This is a genomic window from Meridianimaribacter sp. CL38 (assembly GCF_004328055.1).
In the GTDB taxonomy this organism is placed as follows: domain Bacteria; phylum Bacteroidota; class Bacteroidia; order Flavobacteriales; family Flavobacteriaceae; genus Gaetbulibacter_B; species Gaetbulibacter_B jejuensis.
Genome location: NZ_QKWS01000003.1, coordinates 500,476 through 517,828, shown reverse-complemented (window position 1 = coordinate 517,828; position 17,353 = coordinate 500,476). Strand labels below are relative to the sequence as shown.

At 32.3% G+C, this 17,353-nt stretch carries 18 protein-coding genes and 1 tRNA gene; 10 read left to right on the top strand and 9 right to left on the bottom strand.

Annotation, left to right across the window (positions count from 1 at the left end; genetic code table 11):
• On the top strand, nucleotides 1-119 hold a 119-nt coding region (locus tag DMZ43_RS10230), incomplete at its 5' end, for a T9SS type B sorting domain-containing protein (RefSeq protein WP_131507993.1).
• A gap of 73 nt (nucleotides 120-192) precedes the next feature.
• Here DMZ43_RS10230 and DMZ43_RS10225 read toward each other — a convergent pair.
• On the bottom strand, nucleotides 193-1,710 hold the full coding sequence (locus tag DMZ43_RS10225) for an OmpP1/FadL family transporter (protein WP_131507991.1): 1,518 nt from the start codon (nucleotides 1,708-1,710) through the stop codon (nucleotides 193-195).
• A gap of 31 nt (nucleotides 1,711-1,741) precedes the next feature.
• Complete coding sequence (locus DMZ43_RS10220) at nucleotides 1,742-2,731, bottom strand: hypothetical protein (RefSeq protein ID WP_131507989.1); 990 nt, start codon at nucleotides 2,729-2,731, stop codon at nucleotides 1,742-1,744.
• A gap of 100 nt (nucleotides 2,732-2,831) precedes the next feature.
• On the opposite strand from DMZ43_RS10220, the gene proS reads away from it, so the two are divergent.
• The 3 genes from proS (at nucleotide 2,832) to rpsT (ending at nucleotide 4,804) form a co-directional block, all read left to right on the top strand.
• Nucleotides 2,832-4,310 carry a proline--tRNA ligase gene (gene proS, locus DMZ43_RS10215; protein ID WP_131507987.1) on the top strand — a complete coding sequence of 493 codons (1,479 nt, stop codon included), beginning with the start codon at nucleotides 2,832-2,834 and terminating at the stop codon, nucleotides 4,308-4,310.
• A gap of 144 nt (nucleotides 4,311-4,454) precedes the next feature.
• Nucleotides 4,455-4,526 (top strand) — tRNA-Glu (locus DMZ43_RS10210).
• A 26-nt stretch (nucleotides 4,527-4,552) separates the two neighbouring features.
• Entirely contained in the window at nucleotides 4,553-4,804 is a 252-nt protein-coding gene (gene rpsT, locus DMZ43_RS10205; RefSeq protein WP_129761520.1) for a 30S ribosomal protein S20, read from the top strand.
• Between the two features lie 147 nt (nucleotides 4,805-4,951).
• Here the strand turns inward: rpsT and rho are convergent, their stop codons facing one another.
• On the bottom strand, nucleotides 4,952-6,598 hold the full coding sequence (gene rho, locus DMZ43_RS10200) for a transcription termination factor Rho (protein WP_131507985.1): 1,647 nt from the start codon (nucleotides 6,596-6,598) through the stop codon (nucleotides 4,952-4,954).
• 216 nt (nucleotides 6,599-6,814) lie between these two features.
• Here rho and DMZ43_RS10195 point away from each other — a divergent pair, with 216 nt between their 5' ends.
• Nucleotides 6,815-7,225 carry a DUF4293 domain-containing protein gene (locus DMZ43_RS10195; protein ID WP_131507983.1) on the top strand — a complete coding sequence of 137 codons (411 nt, stop codon included), beginning with the start codon at nucleotides 6,815-6,817 and terminating at the stop codon, nucleotides 7,223-7,225.
• A 57-nt stretch (nucleotides 7,226-7,282) separates the two neighbouring features.
• Here DMZ43_RS10195 and DMZ43_RS10190 read toward each other — a convergent pair whose 3' ends face one another.
• A complete protein-coding gene (locus DMZ43_RS10190) occupies nucleotides 7,283-7,774 on the bottom strand; it encodes a metallophosphoesterase (protein WP_131507981.1) in 492 nt (163 codons plus the stop codon).
• 70 nt (nucleotides 7,775-7,844) lie between these two features.
• On the opposite strand from DMZ43_RS10190, the gene truA reads away from it, so the two are divergent.
• Together truA and DMZ43_RS10180 are read left to right on the top strand one after the other, a co-directional pair.
• Nucleotides 7,845-8,588 carry a tRNA pseudouridine(38-40) synthase TruA gene (truA, locus tag DMZ43_RS10185; protein WP_131507979.1) on the top strand — a complete coding sequence of 248 codons (744 nt, stop codon included), beginning with the start codon at nucleotides 7,845-7,847 and terminating at the stop codon, nucleotides 8,586-8,588.
• A 9-nt stretch (nucleotides 8,589-8,597) separates the two neighbouring features.
• Entirely contained in the window at nucleotides 8,598-10,364 is a 1,767-nt protein-coding gene (locus DMZ43_RS10180) for an ABC transporter ATP-binding protein (protein ID WP_131507977.1), read from the top strand.
• Here the strand turns inward: DMZ43_RS10180 and DMZ43_RS10175 are convergent.
• From DMZ43_RS10175 to folP, 5 genes are read right to left on the bottom strand one after another with little or no spacing between them, the layout of a single operon-like run.
• A complete protein-coding gene (locus tag DMZ43_RS10175) occupies nucleotides 10,361-11,152 on the bottom strand; it encodes a DUF3667 domain-containing protein (protein WP_131507975.1) in 792 nt (263 codons plus the stop codon). The two genes, DMZ43_RS10180 and DMZ43_RS10175, sit on opposite strands and share 4 nt — an antisense overlap.
• Before the next feature lie 2 nt (nucleotides 11,153-11,154).
• Nucleotides 11,155-11,967, bottom strand: a complete 813-nt coding sequence (locus DMZ43_RS10170; RefSeq protein ID WP_131507973.1) for a DUF3667 domain-containing protein — start codon at nucleotides 11,965-11,967, stop codon at nucleotides 11,155-11,157.
• 1 nt (nucleotide 11,968) lies between these two features.
• Nucleotides 11,969-12,751, bottom strand: a complete 783-nt coding sequence (gene cdaA, locus DMZ43_RS10165) for a diadenylate cyclase CdaA (RefSeq protein ID WP_131507971.1) — start codon at nucleotides 12,749-12,751, stop codon at nucleotides 11,969-11,971.
• Between the two features lie 35 nt (nucleotides 12,752-12,786).
• The gene (locus DMZ43_RS10160) at nucleotides 12,787-13,488 is read right to left on the bottom strand and encodes a hypothetical protein (protein ID WP_131507969.1); all 702 of its coding nucleotides are present in this window, start codon (nucleotides 13,486-13,488) and stop codon (nucleotides 12,787-12,789) included.
• Entirely contained in the window at nucleotides 13,488-14,309 is an 822-nt protein-coding gene (gene folP / locus DMZ43_RS10155) for a dihydropteroate synthase (protein WP_131507967.1), read from the bottom strand. Before folP ends, DMZ43_RS10160 begins: the two co-directional genes overlap by 1 nt.
• A 99-nt stretch (nucleotides 14,310-14,408) precedes the next feature.
• Between folP and DMZ43_RS10150 the strand changes: the two genes are divergently transcribed.
• From DMZ43_RS10150 to DMZ43_RS10140, 3 genes are read left to right on the top strand one after another with little or no spacing between them, the layout of a single operon-like run.
• On the top strand, nucleotides 14,409-14,945 hold the full coding sequence (locus tag DMZ43_RS10150; RefSeq protein WP_131507965.1) for a DUF1599 domain-containing protein: 537 nt from the start codon (nucleotides 14,409-14,411) through the stop codon (nucleotides 14,943-14,945).
• 3 nt (nucleotides 14,946-14,948) lie between these two features.
• Entirely contained in the window at nucleotides 14,949-16,265 is a 1,317-nt protein-coding gene (locus DMZ43_RS10145; RefSeq protein WP_131507963.1) for a BT_3928 family protein, read from the top strand.
• A 1-nt stretch (nucleotide 16,266) separates the two neighbouring features.
• Nucleotides 16,267-17,343 carry an ABC transporter permease gene (locus tag DMZ43_RS10140; protein WP_131507961.1) on the top strand — a complete coding sequence of 359 codons (1,077 nt, stop codon included), beginning with the start codon at nucleotides 16,267-16,269 and terminating at the stop codon, nucleotides 17,341-17,343.
• Nucleotides 17,344-17,353: the final 10 nt, after the last annotated feature.

Here is a 17,353-nt window from a genome sequence, read left to right as displayed (position 1 = left end):
ATGGAACCTACAATGGAAACCCAATGCCATCAAGTGATTACTGGTTTGTAGTAGAGTACGACGAACCAATTGGTGGGCAGAGAAAAGAGTTTAAAGCTCACTTTACTTTGAAACGATAAACCAAAGAAGTTTATAAAAAGAAAAGGCTGAATTTTTATTCAGCCTTTTTCTTTTTTATGTGTTATATACTTTCTATAAATTGAAAGCTAAAGATAAAGTTACGTTAGAGTTTTTAGAATCTAAAAGAGCTGCATTTGTAAGACCAACACTATAGAATTGATGGTTAATCTCTCTGTCAGATTGATCAAAAGCTAAATCTAATTTTATATCACCAAAATTATATCCTAAACCTAGAGAATACCCAGTAAGATCACCATAAAAAGAATCATCTTCGTATGGGCTTTCTTCAAAACGATAACCACCTCTAAAACTTATTTGCTTATATCTGTATTCTCCACCAAATCTATATGTAGATGCAGCTTTAAGTGTATTACTAATAATATCATTTTGAGCAGAAAAATAAGTATCAGAAGTTGGCTTGAATTTAGTGTTTGAGTAATCTTTTCTAGAATAATCAAAACTAATTAAACCTTGCTCTCCAAAAACATAAGCTAAACTTCCTGTTAATTTACCAGGAGATTGTAATCTGTATCTTGGAAAAACATTAATAATAGCTGGGTTAATTACTTGAGTGATGTTTGAACCTCCATCATTTCTAACTGTAGCAAGATATTGAGTAGTTTCTTCTTCAATACTAAACCAAGTAGGAGAGTTATAGGTTAATCCTACTCTAAGTTCTTCTGTAAGCTTTGTAATCGCTCCTAACTGAAAAGAAAAACCAGTTCCTGTGGTGAATAGCGAATTTTCAAACCCAACTTCGTTAACCAAAGATCCTTCGTTTGAATTAAATTCATTCAAATAAGTGTATCGTTCATAATTGATGAAGTGAGTATTTAGGTTAAGACCTATATATAACTTGTCTTTAAATTGTGAAGCAAAGTTAAATGTAAACTTGCCATTATATCCAGTCGCAAGATAACTGTAATCGTGTTCAAAACTTCCAGGAGCAATATTTGAAAAATAAGAAGTGTTATCATCAGTATCACTGTTTGGTTCAAGAATATAGGATTCATAACCTAAAAAAGCTTGTTGGTTATTAAAACCGTAAGCAGAGCCAATATCAGCATAAGCGTCAGTATAGCTTTCGCCTGCAAAGGCAGAAATTTCATCAAGCCTCAAACCATGTGCATAAGACAAAAAGTAAGAATCTATTGAATTTGTACTTGTTCCAGTTGCAAACCAATCGTTATCATAATTAGCAACTTTATCATAAGCAATACTAAATACAAACTTTCTCCATGGTGAATTTTGATTAGTGTTATTAAAAACAAAAGCAGCTCCAGTTTGATGAAGATCAAATTTAGAGTCAGATGAAGATCGCATTTCTCCAAAATAATTAACATCGTTGTTGGTGCTTAAAATGGAAACAGAAGCCGAAGCATGACTTCTAGTAAATACAGCTGCTCCTGCAGGATTTAAACTAACGGCAGACATATCTCCACCAAGAGCTCCAAAAGCTCCACTCATAGCTCTAAATCGCGCTGTTCCTTGAATTTCGTCTGAAGAATATCTCAACGCATCAGATATATCTTGAGCCATAACATTAGACATAGATAGTATGCCTATGAATAGTAAACTTAACTTTTTCATATCAATTTTTAATTTAATATTTTAGGGAATATTATCGTCTTCTTCCAGATGAACCTCTGCTACCACTACTACGCGATGAAGAACCAGAAGAGCTTCTTACTGAAGAACTTCTAGATGGAGTATTTACTCTAGTTCTTGTCGATGAAGAGTTAACTCTTGTTCTTGTCGAATTTGATCTAGGTCTTACAGAGTTGTTAGATCTTGTATTAACTCTAGTTCTATTTGGTGTGATAGAACTATTTCTTCTAGTTGAAGAAGAATTTACTCTAGTTCTTGTAGTGGTACTTCTAGGTCTAGTTAATGTAGAACTATTGGTTCTCCCAATACGACTATTATTTATTACAGAATTAGAACGTCTAGAATTGTAAGCATTGTTAATTTGACCACGTCTTGAGTTTACACGATTGTATGCATACCCATTTCGGTATCCATTGTAGTAGTATGGTCGATTGTAATAACCTCCATAATAGAAGCCATTGTAATATGGGTTACCCCAAAACGAATTGTAGCCATAATATCCCCAACCAGAGTTCCAAGCCCAATTGTTCCAACCCCAAGAATTCCATCCCCAAGTGTTCCATCTATTCCATGAATAAAAAGGTCTATTCCAACCCCAATAATTGTAGTAACCCCAATTATTCCATCCATAATTAGAATACACATTTATGGTAATGTTATCGCTATCTTGTCCCCAACCAGCATATCCATTGTACTCATCGGTTGTATCTTCTTCTTCAGTGTAATTGCCTTCGTAAGATTCAATATCTGTGAATATTATATTTTCCTCAGGAATGCTTTCGTATTGTTGAGATTTTTCAGCAAAATAATTTTTGTAGTAGCTGCCGCTAGCGCTTGTAGTTTCTTGATAAGTGTCTTCTTCATAAACAACTCCATCAGAATTGTATATACCATCATTGTCATAACCAACATATTGGTATGAACCACAAGAAGCTAAAACAAAAGCAAAGCTTAGTGCAACAAAAAATGGCAATTTTGATATGATGTAATTTTTAAATTGCATAACTGTATAATTTTATTGTTGAACATTACAAAAATAGTTAGTTTTGTTGAACTATTTTTTTATTTAACATACGCACAATTTTTGTGCCAAAATACTTACAATGAGCAAAAATCTCACAAGTAGAGCAGAAGATTATTCAAAATGGTATAACGAATTGGTCGTAAAGGCTGATATGGCTGAGAATTCAGCAGTTAGAGGATGCATGGTTATAAAACCATATGGATATGCAATATGGGAAAAAATGCAAGCTGAATTAGATAGAATGTTTAAAGAAACAGGTCATCAAAACGCATATTTTCCACTATTTGTACCTAAAAGTTTATTTGAAGCTGAAGAAAAGAATGCCGAAGGGTTTGCAAAAGAATGTGCTGTTGTAACACATTATAGATTACAAAATGACCCTGATAATGAAGGAAAATTAAGGGTCGATCCAGAAGCGAGATTAGAAGAAGAATTAGTTGTGCGTCCAACTAGTGAAGCAATTATATGGAACACCTATAAAGGTTGGATTCAAAGCTATAGAGACTTACCTATACTTATTAACCAATGGGCAAATGTTGTACGTTGGGAAATGCGTACACGTTTGTTTTTGCGTACTGCAGAATTTTTGTGGCAAGAAGGACATACAGCTCACGCAACAGAAGCAGAAGCATTAGCTGAAGCTGAACAAATGAACAATGTGTATGCTGAATTTGCTGAAAACTTTATGGCTATTCCAGTTATTAAAGGATTAAAGACCGAAAGCGAACGTTTTGCTGGAGCAGTAGAAACTTATTGTATTGAAGCTTTAATGCAAGATGGTAAGGCTTTACAAGCAGGAACATCGCATTTTCTTGGGCAAAACTTTGCAAAAGCATTTGATGTAAAGTTTACAAATAATGAAGGAAAGCTAGATTATGTTTGGGCTACTTCATGGGGAGTGTCTACACGTTTAATGGGAGCTTTAATAATGACACATAGTGATGATAAAGGTTTGGTTTTACCTCCTAATTTAGCACCAACACAAGTGGTTATTGTTCCTATATATAAAAATGATGAGCAGTTAAAACAGATTTCTGATCTAGCAAATACTATAAAAAACGATTTAAAAGCTTTAGGAGTAAGCTGCAAGTTTGATGGAAGAGAAACACACAGACCAGGAGCAAAATTTGCTCAGCATGAATTACAAGGTGTTCCTTTGCGAATTGCTATAGGGCCTAAAGATTTAGAAAATGGAACTGTTGAATTAGCTAGAAGAGACACTTTAACAAAAGAAATTGTAAACCTTGATGGTTTGCCTACTTTAATCTCAAAATTACTAGTTACCATACAAGAAGAATTATTTAATAAAGCCTTAAATTTTAGAAATAATCATATCACAAAAGTTGAGACGTTTGATGAGTTTAAAGACGTTTTAGAGAATAAAACAGGTTTTATATCAGCGCATTGGGATGGAACTCCTGAAACAGAGCAAAAAATTAAGGAGTTAACAAAAGCAACAATTAGATGTATTCCTCAAGATGGAGAAGAGGAGGCTGGAGTGTGCGTATTTACTGGTAATCCATCAAAAAGAAGAGTTCTATTTGCAAAGGCATATTAATTTTTTTTGAAAAAAAATTGATTAGCTATTGCAACATTTAAAAATAGTTGTATTTTTGCATCCGCAATGAGGAAATTGCATGTTCATTTAAAGATTGTTGCATATTTAAATTTTATAATTAAATTTGTGCTTTCAAAATTTAATGGCCCGTTCGTCTATCGGCTAGGACGCCAGGTTTTCATCCTGGTAAGAGGGGTTCGATTCCCCTACGGGCTACAATTTTTTAATAAGGAAAAAGTAAAATGGCAAATCATAAGTCAGCATTAAAAAGAATAAGAAGTAACGAAGCAAAGCGTTTAACTAACAGGTATCAGCATAAAACTACACGTAATGCTATTAAGAAACTACGTGAAATGGAAACAGCTAAAGATGCTCAGGATTTTTATCCTACAGTAGTTTCTATGATTGATAAGTTAGCTAAGAAAAATGTTATTCATGCTAACAAAGCAGCTAACTTAAAATCAGGTTTAGCTAAGCATGTAGCTTCTCTATAAGAGAATTACTTTTAAAAGATATTTAAAAAGCCTTTTCATTGAAAAGGCTTTTTTTATTGATTAAGTTTACAGTTACTATAAAGCAAATAAAAAACCCATGGAAACTCCATGGGTTTTTTTATATTTTATTATTAGGTTCTTTATTTATTAACCATTCATAGAGATTAAAAACTCTTCATTGTTTTTGGTTTGTTTAAAACGTTCGTTAATAAACTCCATAGCTTCAACAGGATTCATGTCTGCTAGGTATTTTCGCATTACCCACATTCTTTGTATGGTATTGTCGTCCAGTAATAAGTCGTCACGACGTGTACTTGAAGATGTAAGGTCAATTGCAGGGAAAATTCTACGGTTAGATATTTTTCTATCTAATTGTAGTTCCATGTTTCCTGTACCTTTAAACTCTTCAAAAATTACTTCATCCATTTTTGAACCAGTTTCGGTAAGTGCTGTAGCTATAATTGTTAATGAACCTCCATTTTCAATATTTCTAGCAGCTCCAAAGAATCTTTTCGGTCTATGTAATGCATTAGCATCAACACCACCACTTAATATTTTACCTGATGCAGGTTGAACAGTGTTGTATGCTCTTGCCAAACGAGTAATCGAATCTAAAAGGATTACAACATCGTGTCCACACTCGACTAATCGTTTAGCTTTTTCAAGGACTATGTTAGCGATTTTTACATGCTCGTGAGCTTCTTTATCAAAAGTTGAAGCAATAACTTCGCCACGAACATTACGTTGCATGTCTGTTACTTCTTCAGGACGCTCATCGATAAGTAAAATCATTTGATATACTTCAGGATGATTTGCAGCGATAGCATTTGCAACATCTTTAAGAAGCATAGTTTTACCTGTTTTAGGTTGTGAAACAATCATACCACGTTGTCCTTTTCCAATAGGAGAGAACAAATCCATAATTCTGGTTGAAATAGTACTTTGCTTTTCAGCGATATTAAATTTTTCCTGAGGGAATAAAGGTGTTAAGTGCTCAAAAGATACTCTGTCTCTTACAACTTCGGGTTTTTGACCATTTATTTTACTCACTTTAATAAGTGGGAAATATTTTTCACCTTCTTTAGGAGGTCTTACATGACCTAAAACTGTATCTCCAGTTTTTAATCCAAATAATCTAATTTGAGATTGCGATACATAAATATCATCAGGAGATGATAAATAGTTGTAGTCAGAAGAGCGTAAAAACCCATATCCATCTTGCATGATGTCAAGTACACCTTCACTTTGTATTATAGCATCAAACTCAAAATCTGGTTCTCTATAACGGTTACGGTTGTCTTTATTACCGTTATTCCCATTATTGTTATTGGAATTGTTATTTTGGTTATTGTCTTTAGAGCGCTGTTGCTTATTATTAGTGTTGTCTTTTTGAGCTTGCTGTTTTTGGTTCGAGTTGTCTTTTTGAGACTGTCTTTTATTGTCTTTCGCAGTAGGTTTTTGGTTGTCTTTACTGTTATTGTTATTGCTGTTCTCTTTTTTAGACTCAGAAAACTCTATTTTTTGCTGCTCCTTAGACTGTTGATCGGCAGGTTTTTTTTGAATTCTCTGCCTTGGTTGTCTAGGTTTTCTTTCGGTAGTTTTTTTGCTTTTACTGCTCTCGTTAGATGCTGGAGCTTCGTTTTTAAGTGCATCAGGGTTTGCAGCCTGATAATCTAGTATTTGATATACTAAATCCAATTTTTTTAATGAACGGTATTTAGGAACGTTCAGTTTTTGAGCTATTTCTTGTAACTCAGAAAGCTTTTTTTCTTTTAATTGCGAAATTTCAAACATGTATGTTTATTGAATAATTTTTATTGAATAGATTTAATCTGAATATTCTCTATTTTGAAATAAAAGGGAAAAACTAGAAAAAAATCTTGAAGATTAATAACCTGAAACTGTTGTGTGTAACAAATTACTACTGCAATAATACAATTTTATTTTAAAAACAAGTATATGTTTTAAAAAGAAACTACTAATTTTGTGCTTTAAATTTTAAAAAAGTAGATGCTTCAACGTATTCAAACTGTTTATTTATTAATTTCTGCTGGTATCTCAGCTGGTCTAATATTTGTGTTTCATTTATGGACTAATGCTTCGGATGTGCAGGTTTTTGTAAAAGACAACAATCTTTATTTAGGTTTGTTTTTGGCTTCAGCTTTTTTATCTTTGGTTTCAATATTTAGATATAAAAATAGGAAGTCGCAATTTGTTTTGGGACGACTTAACATCATATTAAACTTTATTTTATTAGGATTATTTGTATATCAATCGCTAAACTTATCTGGAGAAGCTGATGTTTCTGAGAAAGGTATTGGGATTCTTCTACCTATTTTTTCTATCGTATTTTTGGTTTTAGCCAATAAAGCCATCAAAAAGGATGAAGATCTTGTAAAATCTGTGGATAGATTACGATAAACCTTATATCTTAATTAATTTAGTGCGTAAGCCCAAGGTGAAGATCTTGGGCTTTTTTTATCGCTTTAACTCAATAACTTCAAGGTTATCAATTTTTTTTCCATCAATAGTAAAACGAAGCATTGTTCGTACTTTATGAAAACCGTGTTTGCCAACTGCACCAGGATTCATATGCAATATATTGAGTTTTTTATCAGGCATTACTTTTAAAATATGTGAATGTCCACAAATAAATAGTTTAGGCGGATTGTTGTAAATTTCAGGTTTTACCCGTGGATTATATCTGCTAGGATAACCACCAATATGAGTTATCCATACATCAACATCCTCACACATAAACCTATTATGCTCAGGAAATTCAACTCTAGCTTTAGCGTCATCAATATTACCATATACAGCTCGTAAAGGTTTAAGTGCTTTAATGGCATCAGTAACACTTAAGTCACCAATATCACCAGCATGCCAAACCTCGTCGGCTTGTTTTACATATTTTAAAATGGTATCGTCAATGTGACTATGTGTGTCTGAAAGTAGAAGAATTTTCTTCATATAATGTTAATGTAAAATGTTAACTCAGAAAACTAATTATCTTTGTCATTTACAAAAGTAGAAGTTTCCATTGAGATATTTTATCGAATTGTCATATAACGGAAAAGCATATCATGGTTGGCAAAATCAGCCTAATGCTATTTCTGTGCAAGAAGTTATAGAGAAAGCACTTTCAACGTTATTGCAGCAAAAAACAGATATTGTTGGAGCTGGAAGAACTGATGCAGGCGTGCATGCATCGCAAATGTATGCCCATTTTGATTCTGAAATAGAATTAAATACTCAGGATTTAACCTATAAGCTAAACTCATTTTTACCTAAAGATGTGGCAATACACAACATGTTTTTGGTGACTAACGATGCTCATGCGCGTTTTGATGCTACTGAGAGAACATATCATTACAAGGTTTCCAATCGTAAAAATGTGTTTACTTTTGATTATGCTTACTTGTTACAACTTCCGTTGGATGTAGAAAAAATGAATGCAGCCTGCGATGTCTTATTGCAGTATAAAGATTTTCAATGTTTTTCTAAAACAAATACAGATGTAAAGACGTATAATTGCATTATAAAGCATGCACGATGGATTAATGATGGCGGAGAGTTAACCTTTGTAATTACTGCTGACCGTTTTCTCAGAAATATGGTAAGAGCCATAGTTGGTACAATGGTGAATATTGGATTAGGTAAAACTACCGTTGAGGAATTGCATGATATTATAAAATCAAAAAATAGGAGTGAAGCAGGTTTTTCGGTTCCTGCTCATGGATTGTATTTAACCGAAGTAAAGTATCCTGATACGATAAAGAAATAAAAACTATATATGTCTAAAAAAGGAGCAGACGTTTTTGATATAAAACTTTTTAAACGATTACTAAAGTTTGTAAAACCTTACAAGCTTGTGTTTTTTGGTACCTTAATTTTTGTTATTGGACTGTCTGTTTTTGGAGTTTTTAGACCTAAAGTGCTTCAATTAGCTATTGATACAAAAATTGCTTTGCAAGAGTATGATGGCTTTTTGTTTTACATCATTATCATGATTGCGCTTTTAGTTTTAGAAGTTATTTCTCAACTTCTTTTTATTTATTATGCAAGTTGGTTAGGGCAATCTGTAGTTAAAGATATACGAGTAAAGTTGTTTAAACACATGTTGAGTTTTAAAATGAAATATTTTGATAACTCTTCAGTAGGTGTTTTGATTACTAGAGCAGTTACCGATATGGAGCGTATTGCTGATATTTTTGGTGAAGGCTTGTTTATGATTTTTAGCGATGTGTTGAAAATGTTAGCTGTAGCTATTATGATGTTTTCAATGAATTGGAAATTGAGCCTTATTGTATTTACTACATTACCAATTGTATTGTTTGCTACCAAGATTTTTCAGAAGTATATGAAATTAGCTTTTCAGGATGTAAGAACTGAAGTGTCTAACCTAAATAGTTTTGTTCAAGAACGTGTTACAGGTATGAAAATACTTCAGCTCTTTACAAGAGAAGATACAGAATACAAAAAGTTTATGGCAATTAATGAACGTCATAAAAAAGGTTGGTTAAAAACTGTATGGTATAACTCTATTTTCTTTCCTATTGCAGAATTTTTATCATCAATAACATTAGGATTGGTTGTTTGGTATGGAGGACTTAATGTAATTATGGATAGTACAGCTTCTCTTGGTGAACTTACTGCTTTTATCATGATGATTCCTATGTTGTTTAGACCGCTTAACCAAATTGCTAACAAGTTCAATACACTACAAATGGGAATGGTTGCCGCTGATAGAGTGTTTAAGGTATTGGATACTACATCTCAAATTGATGATAGTGGTAATGTGGTAGCAACTCAATTTAAAGGAGACATAACTTTTAAAAACGTGCATTTTTCTTATATAGAAAATGAAGAAGTTCTTAAAGGTATATCTTTTAATGTAGAAGCTGGACAAACCATAGCTATTGTTGGTGCTACAGGAGCAGGAAAGTCTACAATTATTAATTTGTTAAATAGGTTTTACGATATTCAAAAAGGTGAAATTTGTGTTGATAGTGTCAATATAAAGAGCATGACTTTGCAATCGTTACGCGCACAAATTGCAGTGGTATTGCAAGATGTGTTTTTGTTTGCTGATACGATATTGAATAACATTACACTTAATAACGATACCGTTACGGAAGCTGAAGTGCAACAAGCAGCAAAAGATATTGGAATTCATGATTTTATAATGAGTTTGCCTAATGGTTATCATTATAATGTTAAAGAAAGAGGTGTGATGCTATCTTCAGGTCAACGTCAGTTAATATCATTTTTAAGAGCTTATGTTACTAATCCAAGTATTTTGGTGTTAGATGAAGCGACCTCTTCGGTAGATTCTTATTCTGAGCAATTAATACAAGATGCAACCGATAAAATTACTAAAGGTAGAACATCAATAGTTATTGCTCATAGGTTAGCAACCATTAAAAAAGCAGACAAAATCATTGTGATGGATGCTGGTAAAATTGTTGAAGAAGGTACACATAAAACGCTTCTTAAAAAAGAAAATGGATATTACAAAAACCTATACGAAGTGCAGTTTATGAAAGAAGAACTGGCTTAAGCACCTTGAGCAGCTTTTTGGGTTTCAATCATTTGTTGAAAATCACCATTTAAATACATTATAACAAACATTCCAATACTAAGGGCAATAAAGAAAAGCATTAAAATAAAAATAAATAGTAAGCCTCTTAGTAGTAAATGTTTTAAATTCAGTCTATAAATTCTTTGTAAGCAATACGCCGAATATAATATCATTAACGGAAGCAAAAACAAGCTCATTACACCATAAGTTATACCAAAAAAAGCGCCTATAATTACTATTGCTGCAGAAACAACAGATATTTGTGCTTGTATGTACATAAACACAACAACCATTTCGGTGTAGTTGAATTTTTTTAGTCCAATAAAAGTCAGTTTTGCAATTAACGCATAGATAGGTACATATAGCATCATAACAATAGATTGATACTCTTGTAAAAAACTCATGTTGCGTTGTTGCATTTCTTCTTGTCCTTTTGGTGTTATTGCAGAAAAATCCATGACTTCAGGAAAAAACTTATTTAAAACTAAAACGTAAAGACCACTAAGGGTTAATGCGACACCAAAAAAACTAATAGGGTTTACATAACGTTTTCTAACACCTTCAATATAACTTACAATAACAGCTTCGGGTTTTTTAAATAAGTCAATAATAGTACGTAGTAACTTGTTGTCGTAGTTAAAGAATGTTTCGCTAATGTGCTCAAATAAATTTTTGAAGGTAAGTCTGTTTCTTATTACTTTTCCGCCACAAGCATTGCAATAATCGCTGTTTTCGGATAAAGTAATATTACAGTTTTTACAATTCATGCTTATGCTCCTTTTACTTTGTTAGCTGCATCAATTCCTTCTTTTATACCATTAATTATTATAGGAGATAATAGGATTAAAGAAATGATAGCGTATATAAAAAACATAACTAGCATATTAGCTAAAGTTTGCCAAAAACCAGCTCCAATAACTCGTTTAAATATATAGATGTAATAGATAACTGAGAGAAAAGAAATTAAAGAGCTAACTAAGTAATAATTAGCTCCAGCACATAAAAAAATGATGTTAAGCAGTGCTGTAACAATAATAACTTGTGACGAATAATAAAGGTTAATAACTATATGCTCTGTGAAATTAAACTGTCTGTAGTTGGTAAGGTAATGAGCAGCCCAAGTTGCAAGTGCTGAAACAGGAACGGTTATAATGTAAATTAAGTTTTGATAATTAGAGACATTTTGCTGAATATTAACTTGGTCTTTTATAAATTCAGATGAGCTAGTTGTTTCACTGTCAAAATTACTTAAAAAGGAGAAGTCGTTAAAAAGCACATCTTTAAAAAAGGTGTTTAGTAAAAATACTTGAATACCAATAAGTGTAAGCGAAATGGCAAAATACTGTATAACGTTAATATACTTTTTTCTAGTGCCATTAATATAATTTACAATAACAGCTTCGGGTTTTTTAAAAAGCAAAATGAATGTTTGTAGAAGCTTATTGTCAAATTGAAAAAGGTGCTCTTTTACTTCAGAAAAAATGTTAGCAAGAGTTAAGCGATTTCTAATAACTTTAGCACCACATTCAAAGCAATAATTTTGCTCTACTGCAAGATTAGTATTACAGTTTTTGCAATTCATTTTATACCATATCTTTTTTAATCATTTCAGTGAGGTTAGCAGTGTCATTATACATCACAAACTCACCATTTTTAATATATGAAATTTGTCCAGTTTCTTCACTAACAACAATAGCTAAGGCATCGGTTTTTTCGGTAATTCCAATAGCTGCTCTATGTCTTAAACCAAAACGTTGCGGAATATTTTTCTCGTTATTTACAGGTAAAATAACACGAGTTGCTTTTACCACATTGTTTTCAATAATTATGGCTCCATCGTGCAGCGGACTGTTTTTAAAGAATATACTTTCAATAATGGCTTGAGTAACCGAGATATTCATATTGTCTCCAGTTCCTGTTAAAAAATCAAGATTATTATTGCGTTCTAAAACAATTAAAGCTCCAGTTTGAGTCGTTCCCATTTTGTTGCATGCAGCAATTATGGCGTCAATATCTGTTTCAGTTTCAACTTCGGTTTTTAAGAACCGTATTTTACTAAAGAATTTTCGTTTACCACCTAAATTCGTAGATCCAACCATAAGCAGAAATTTCCGTATTTCGGGTTGAAATACTACTATTAAGGCTATAATTCCTACTTTCATAAACCCATCAAAAATATTATGAAGCATATTCATGTTGAGTAAATCGGTAAGTTTCCAAACGGAATAAATTACTATAATTCCTATAAAAATATTTATGGCAACAGTACCTTTTACTAGCTTATATACATAGTAGAGTAAAATAGCGACGAGAAACACGTCGATAAAGTCTATAAGCGTAAAATCCCAAAATTTGAATTTATCCAAGGTTAAGGCGTTTGTGTAAATGTAACAAAATATGATTAATAAATAAATTCGTTGTTATCTATTGTTATTGAATCTAGTTTTATGTTAGAAACAAGCGATTTAAAAGTGATGTAGTCTTGAATACTTAATTTTTCATCAAAGTTTAGCTTAATGTTAATTGCCTTGTTAGGAAATTGGTGTTTCAAGTTTGTAAGATGATTTTCAAACTCAGAATAATGTATTGTTTTAATACTTAATTCATCATTGATATTAGTAATATGAATTTTTTTATCTAAACCTAACTTTAGATGTATAGCTATAGTATTGTCTTTAGGAAGTTGAGACGTCTTTTTTTGTGTGCCAACTGAAGATTCTTCCCAATAGACCACATCAGTAAACTCTATAAACCCTAAGTTTTTAATGCTAGTATCATTGCAACTATAATAGTTTTTAGCATTTTCATTTTTATGCATTTCAGCATTTCTCTTTTTGTCTTGTAAAAATTTTATTTTGGGTATAGCTTGTTCTAGTGTTAATCGCTTATCAACATTAACCAGCCAATTGGTGGTGCTAATTAAGTTTTTTCGGTTGAGTTCTAGGCTATCTGGTTGGGTTTCATCGTAAAATAAATAGGCTGAGGATACATCATTTACTTCTGTAATTTTTGCCTTATTAATTTCCGGCAGCAAAACAACTTTGTCTTTTCCGCAGGATAAGCATAAAGCAGTTAGTATTACTATATAAAATTTGATTTTCATTAGTGTAATAGATTTGTAAGTTTTATACATTCCATAGCTTCCTTAACATCATGTACTCTTAAAATAGTTGCTCCTTTTTGTAAGGCAACAGTATTTAAAACTGTTGTGCCATTTAAAGCTTCTTTTGGAGTGTTGTTTAAAGTTTTGTAAATCATCGATTTTCTAGACACTCCAGCCAATAATGGTAATTCAAGCATTTTAAAAAGGTCGAGTTTGTTTAGTAACTCAAAGTTTTGTTCGGTAGTTTTGGCAAAACCAAAACCAGGATCTATAATAATATCAATAACACCAAGAGCTCTTGCGGCAGTTATTCTTTCAGAAAAGTAAAATAAAATATCTTTTACCAAATCATCATAGCTTGTATATTGCTGCATAGTTTGAGGTGTACCTCTCATATGCATCATAATATATGGTACTTGCAATTGGGCAATGGTTTTAAGCATATCTTGATCCAATAAGCCTGCTGAAATATCGTTTATCAAGGCAGCTCCAGAGTTGATAGCATGTTTAGCAACGGCACTTCTAAAGGTGTCAACCGAAATTAAAACATCAGGAAATTCTTTTAAAGTTAGTTCAATAATTGGAAGTATGCGTTTTAGCTCTTCGGTTTCAGAAACGTGTTCAGCATTAGGTCTTGAGCTGTAAGCGCCAATATCTATAAACCTTGCTCCATCTTTAAGCATTACATATATTTGAGAGAGTAGTTCACTTTCGTTTTTGTATTTTCCGCCATCATAAAACGAATCTGGAGTTACATTTAAAATACCCATTACTTGAGGTGTGCTTAAATCTATAAGTTGCCCTTTGCAATTAATAGTCATAAATAAGAATTTGAAGTGTTAATAGTAGCAAACTTTAAAGGCTAAACTTTGAACTTTAAACTTTTTTATGCGAAATTTACGGAAAATTAAATGTTTTAAATGCAAGATACCTCAAAACAGTACGACGACGTTATAAAAACATGCCGAGACTTATTTGTTAATAAAATGAAAGACTACGGAAGTGCATGGAGAATATTAAGATTACCGTCGTTAACCGACCAAATTTTTATAAAAGCGCAACGTATTAGAAGTCTTCAACAAAACGAAATACGAAAAGTTGATGAAGGCGAAACTAGTGAGTTTATAGGTATAATAAACTATTGCATTATGGCGCTTATACAATTAGACAAAGGTGTTGTAGAACAGCCAGATCTATCGGTTGAAGAAGCTACTGAATTGTATGATGAAAAAATAGGCATTACCAAGCAATTAATGATGGATAAAAACCACGATTATGGTGAAGCTTGGAGAGAAATGCGCGTAAGCTCATTAACCGATTTAATTTTACAAAAACTATTGCGCGTAAAACAAATTGAAGATAACGCAGGAAAAACACTGGTTAGCGAAGGTATAGACGCTAATTATCAAGATATGATAAACTACGCTGTTTTTGCAATGATTCACTTAAAAGAATAACACATGAAATTTATAGTAAACGTTAGTAGATTGCTTGTTGGAGCACTTTTTATATTCTCAGGTTTTATAAAACTTAACGATCCGTTAGGGTTTTCGTATAAACTCCAAGAGTATTTTAGTTATGACGTACTTAATATTCCTTTTTTAGAGCCTTATGCTTTAGGGATTTCCATTTTTGTGGTCATTTTTGAAGTAGTTTTAGGTATATTTTTACTCATAGGTTATAAACCTAAGTTTACAGTTTGGAGCCTTCTGGCAATGATTGTGTTCTTCACATTTTTAACTTTTTATGCAGCCTATTTTGATAAAGTAAAAGACTGTGGTTGCTTTGGCGATTTCTTAAAACTTACACCTTGGGAATCATTTACCAAAGATGTTATTCTTCTAGTGCTTATTTTAATCCTGTTTTTTGGAGTAAAACATATCAAACCAATTTTTGGAAAATTAGGACTAACCGTTGCATCGCTATTAAGTTTTATAGCATGTTTATGGTTTGCTTACCATGTGTTAATGCACTTACCTGTATTTGATTTTAGAGCCTACAAAATAGGAAGCAACATACAAGATAATATGACAATTCCAGAAGGCGCTAAAAAACCAGTTATGGAATGGACATGGTTATTTGATGTCAATGGTGAAGAAAAAGAATTCGTGACTAATGGGTCTTATCCAACTGTTGAAGGAAAACTTATAAGTTATGAAACCAAGGTTATTGAAAAAGGATATGAGCCTTCTATATTGGATTTCTCTATAGAGTCTGACGACGAAGATTTAACCACTCAATTTCTTGAAGAAGACCATCTTGTAATGATAACGAGTTATAGCTTAGAGTCTGCTGAAGTTGATGGACTTAAAAAACTTAAAGCAGTGTCAGATAAAGCTATTGAAAACGGTTACACTGTTATCGGGCTTTCAGCATCTGGAAACGATGTAAAAGCACAAATTAAAAAAGATTATGACTTAAATTTCGATTTCTATTTGTGTGATGAAAAAGTGCTAAAAACTATTGTGCGTTCTAATCCTGGAGTATTGGTATTAGAAAAAGGAACTGTACTTCAAAAAGAACATTGGAATGATATTGAAGATATTGAGTTGCCAAAGGTTGAGCGTAAGCAAGAGGAGATTAAAGATGATGGAACAGTATATTTAATTGATGGCGAAATATCAACCAAAGAAGAAGTGGAAGCTTTAACTAAAGAAGATATTGAAGCTATGTATGTTCTAAAGGAAAGAAACGAAGGCGATGTTTTGGATTCAATCAATGCAGCAAATAAAACCAACTACACATCATTTGTTGAAGCTGTTTTAAAAAAGGAGTAATCTGATAAGCTATTTCCTAAATAAAGCCTTTTATGCAATACTTACCTTATTAGGAGTAGTTACGGTAATCTTTTTTCTGTTTAATGTCTTACCAGGAGATCCTGCTCAAATGATGTTAGGTCAAAACGAAGACAGCAAGCAGCTAGCAATTGTTAAAGCAAAATATGGTTTCGATAAACCCATAGGAACCCAGTATTTATATTACCTTAATGATTTGTCACCTTTGTCATTTCATTCAACTTCAAAAAGTGATTACACGTATTTGAGAGACGGAAAATACACAGCTTCAAAGCTATTCACTATTGGTAATACTACAACAGTTTTAAAATTTCCTTACCTAAGAGAATCGTTTACCAAACAAGGAAAAAAGGTGACGCAAGTAATTGGAGAAACGCTTCCTAATACCTTTGTGTTGGCTGTTTCTGCTATTGTAATTGCAATAGTTTTAGGGATTATTTTCGGGATTATATCAGCATTGTACAAAGACACATGGATTGATAAAATTATTCAAATCCTAAGCACATTAGGAATGAGTGTACCTTCCTTTTTTAGCGCAATACTCTTTGCGTGGTTATTTGGGTTTGTACTTCATAAATACACTAATCTTGAAATGACAGGAAGCCTTTATGAGTTAGATGATTTTGGCGAGCGTATGCATATTAAATGGAAAAACCTTATTCTACCAGCTATTGTATTAGGAATTCGTCCACTAGCAGTAGTAATACAACTTATGAGAAACTCACTATTAGAAGTCTTTAATCAAGATTACATAAGAACAGCTAGAGCAAAAGGACTAAACGAATTTCAGGTTATAAAACGTCATGCTATAAAAAACGCATTAAACCCTGTGGTTACTGCAATTTCAGGATGGTTTGCATCTATGCTAGCAGGAGCTGTTTTTGTAGAATATATTTTTGGATGGAATGGTCTCGGAAAGGAGATCGTGAATGCATTAAATACTTTAGATTTACCAGTAATTATGGGAGCTGTATTAGTTATTGCAATTGTATTTGTAAGTATTAATATTTTAGTCGACATAATCTACACATGGTTAGATCCTAAAGTAAAATTGCAATAAAAATGAAAAA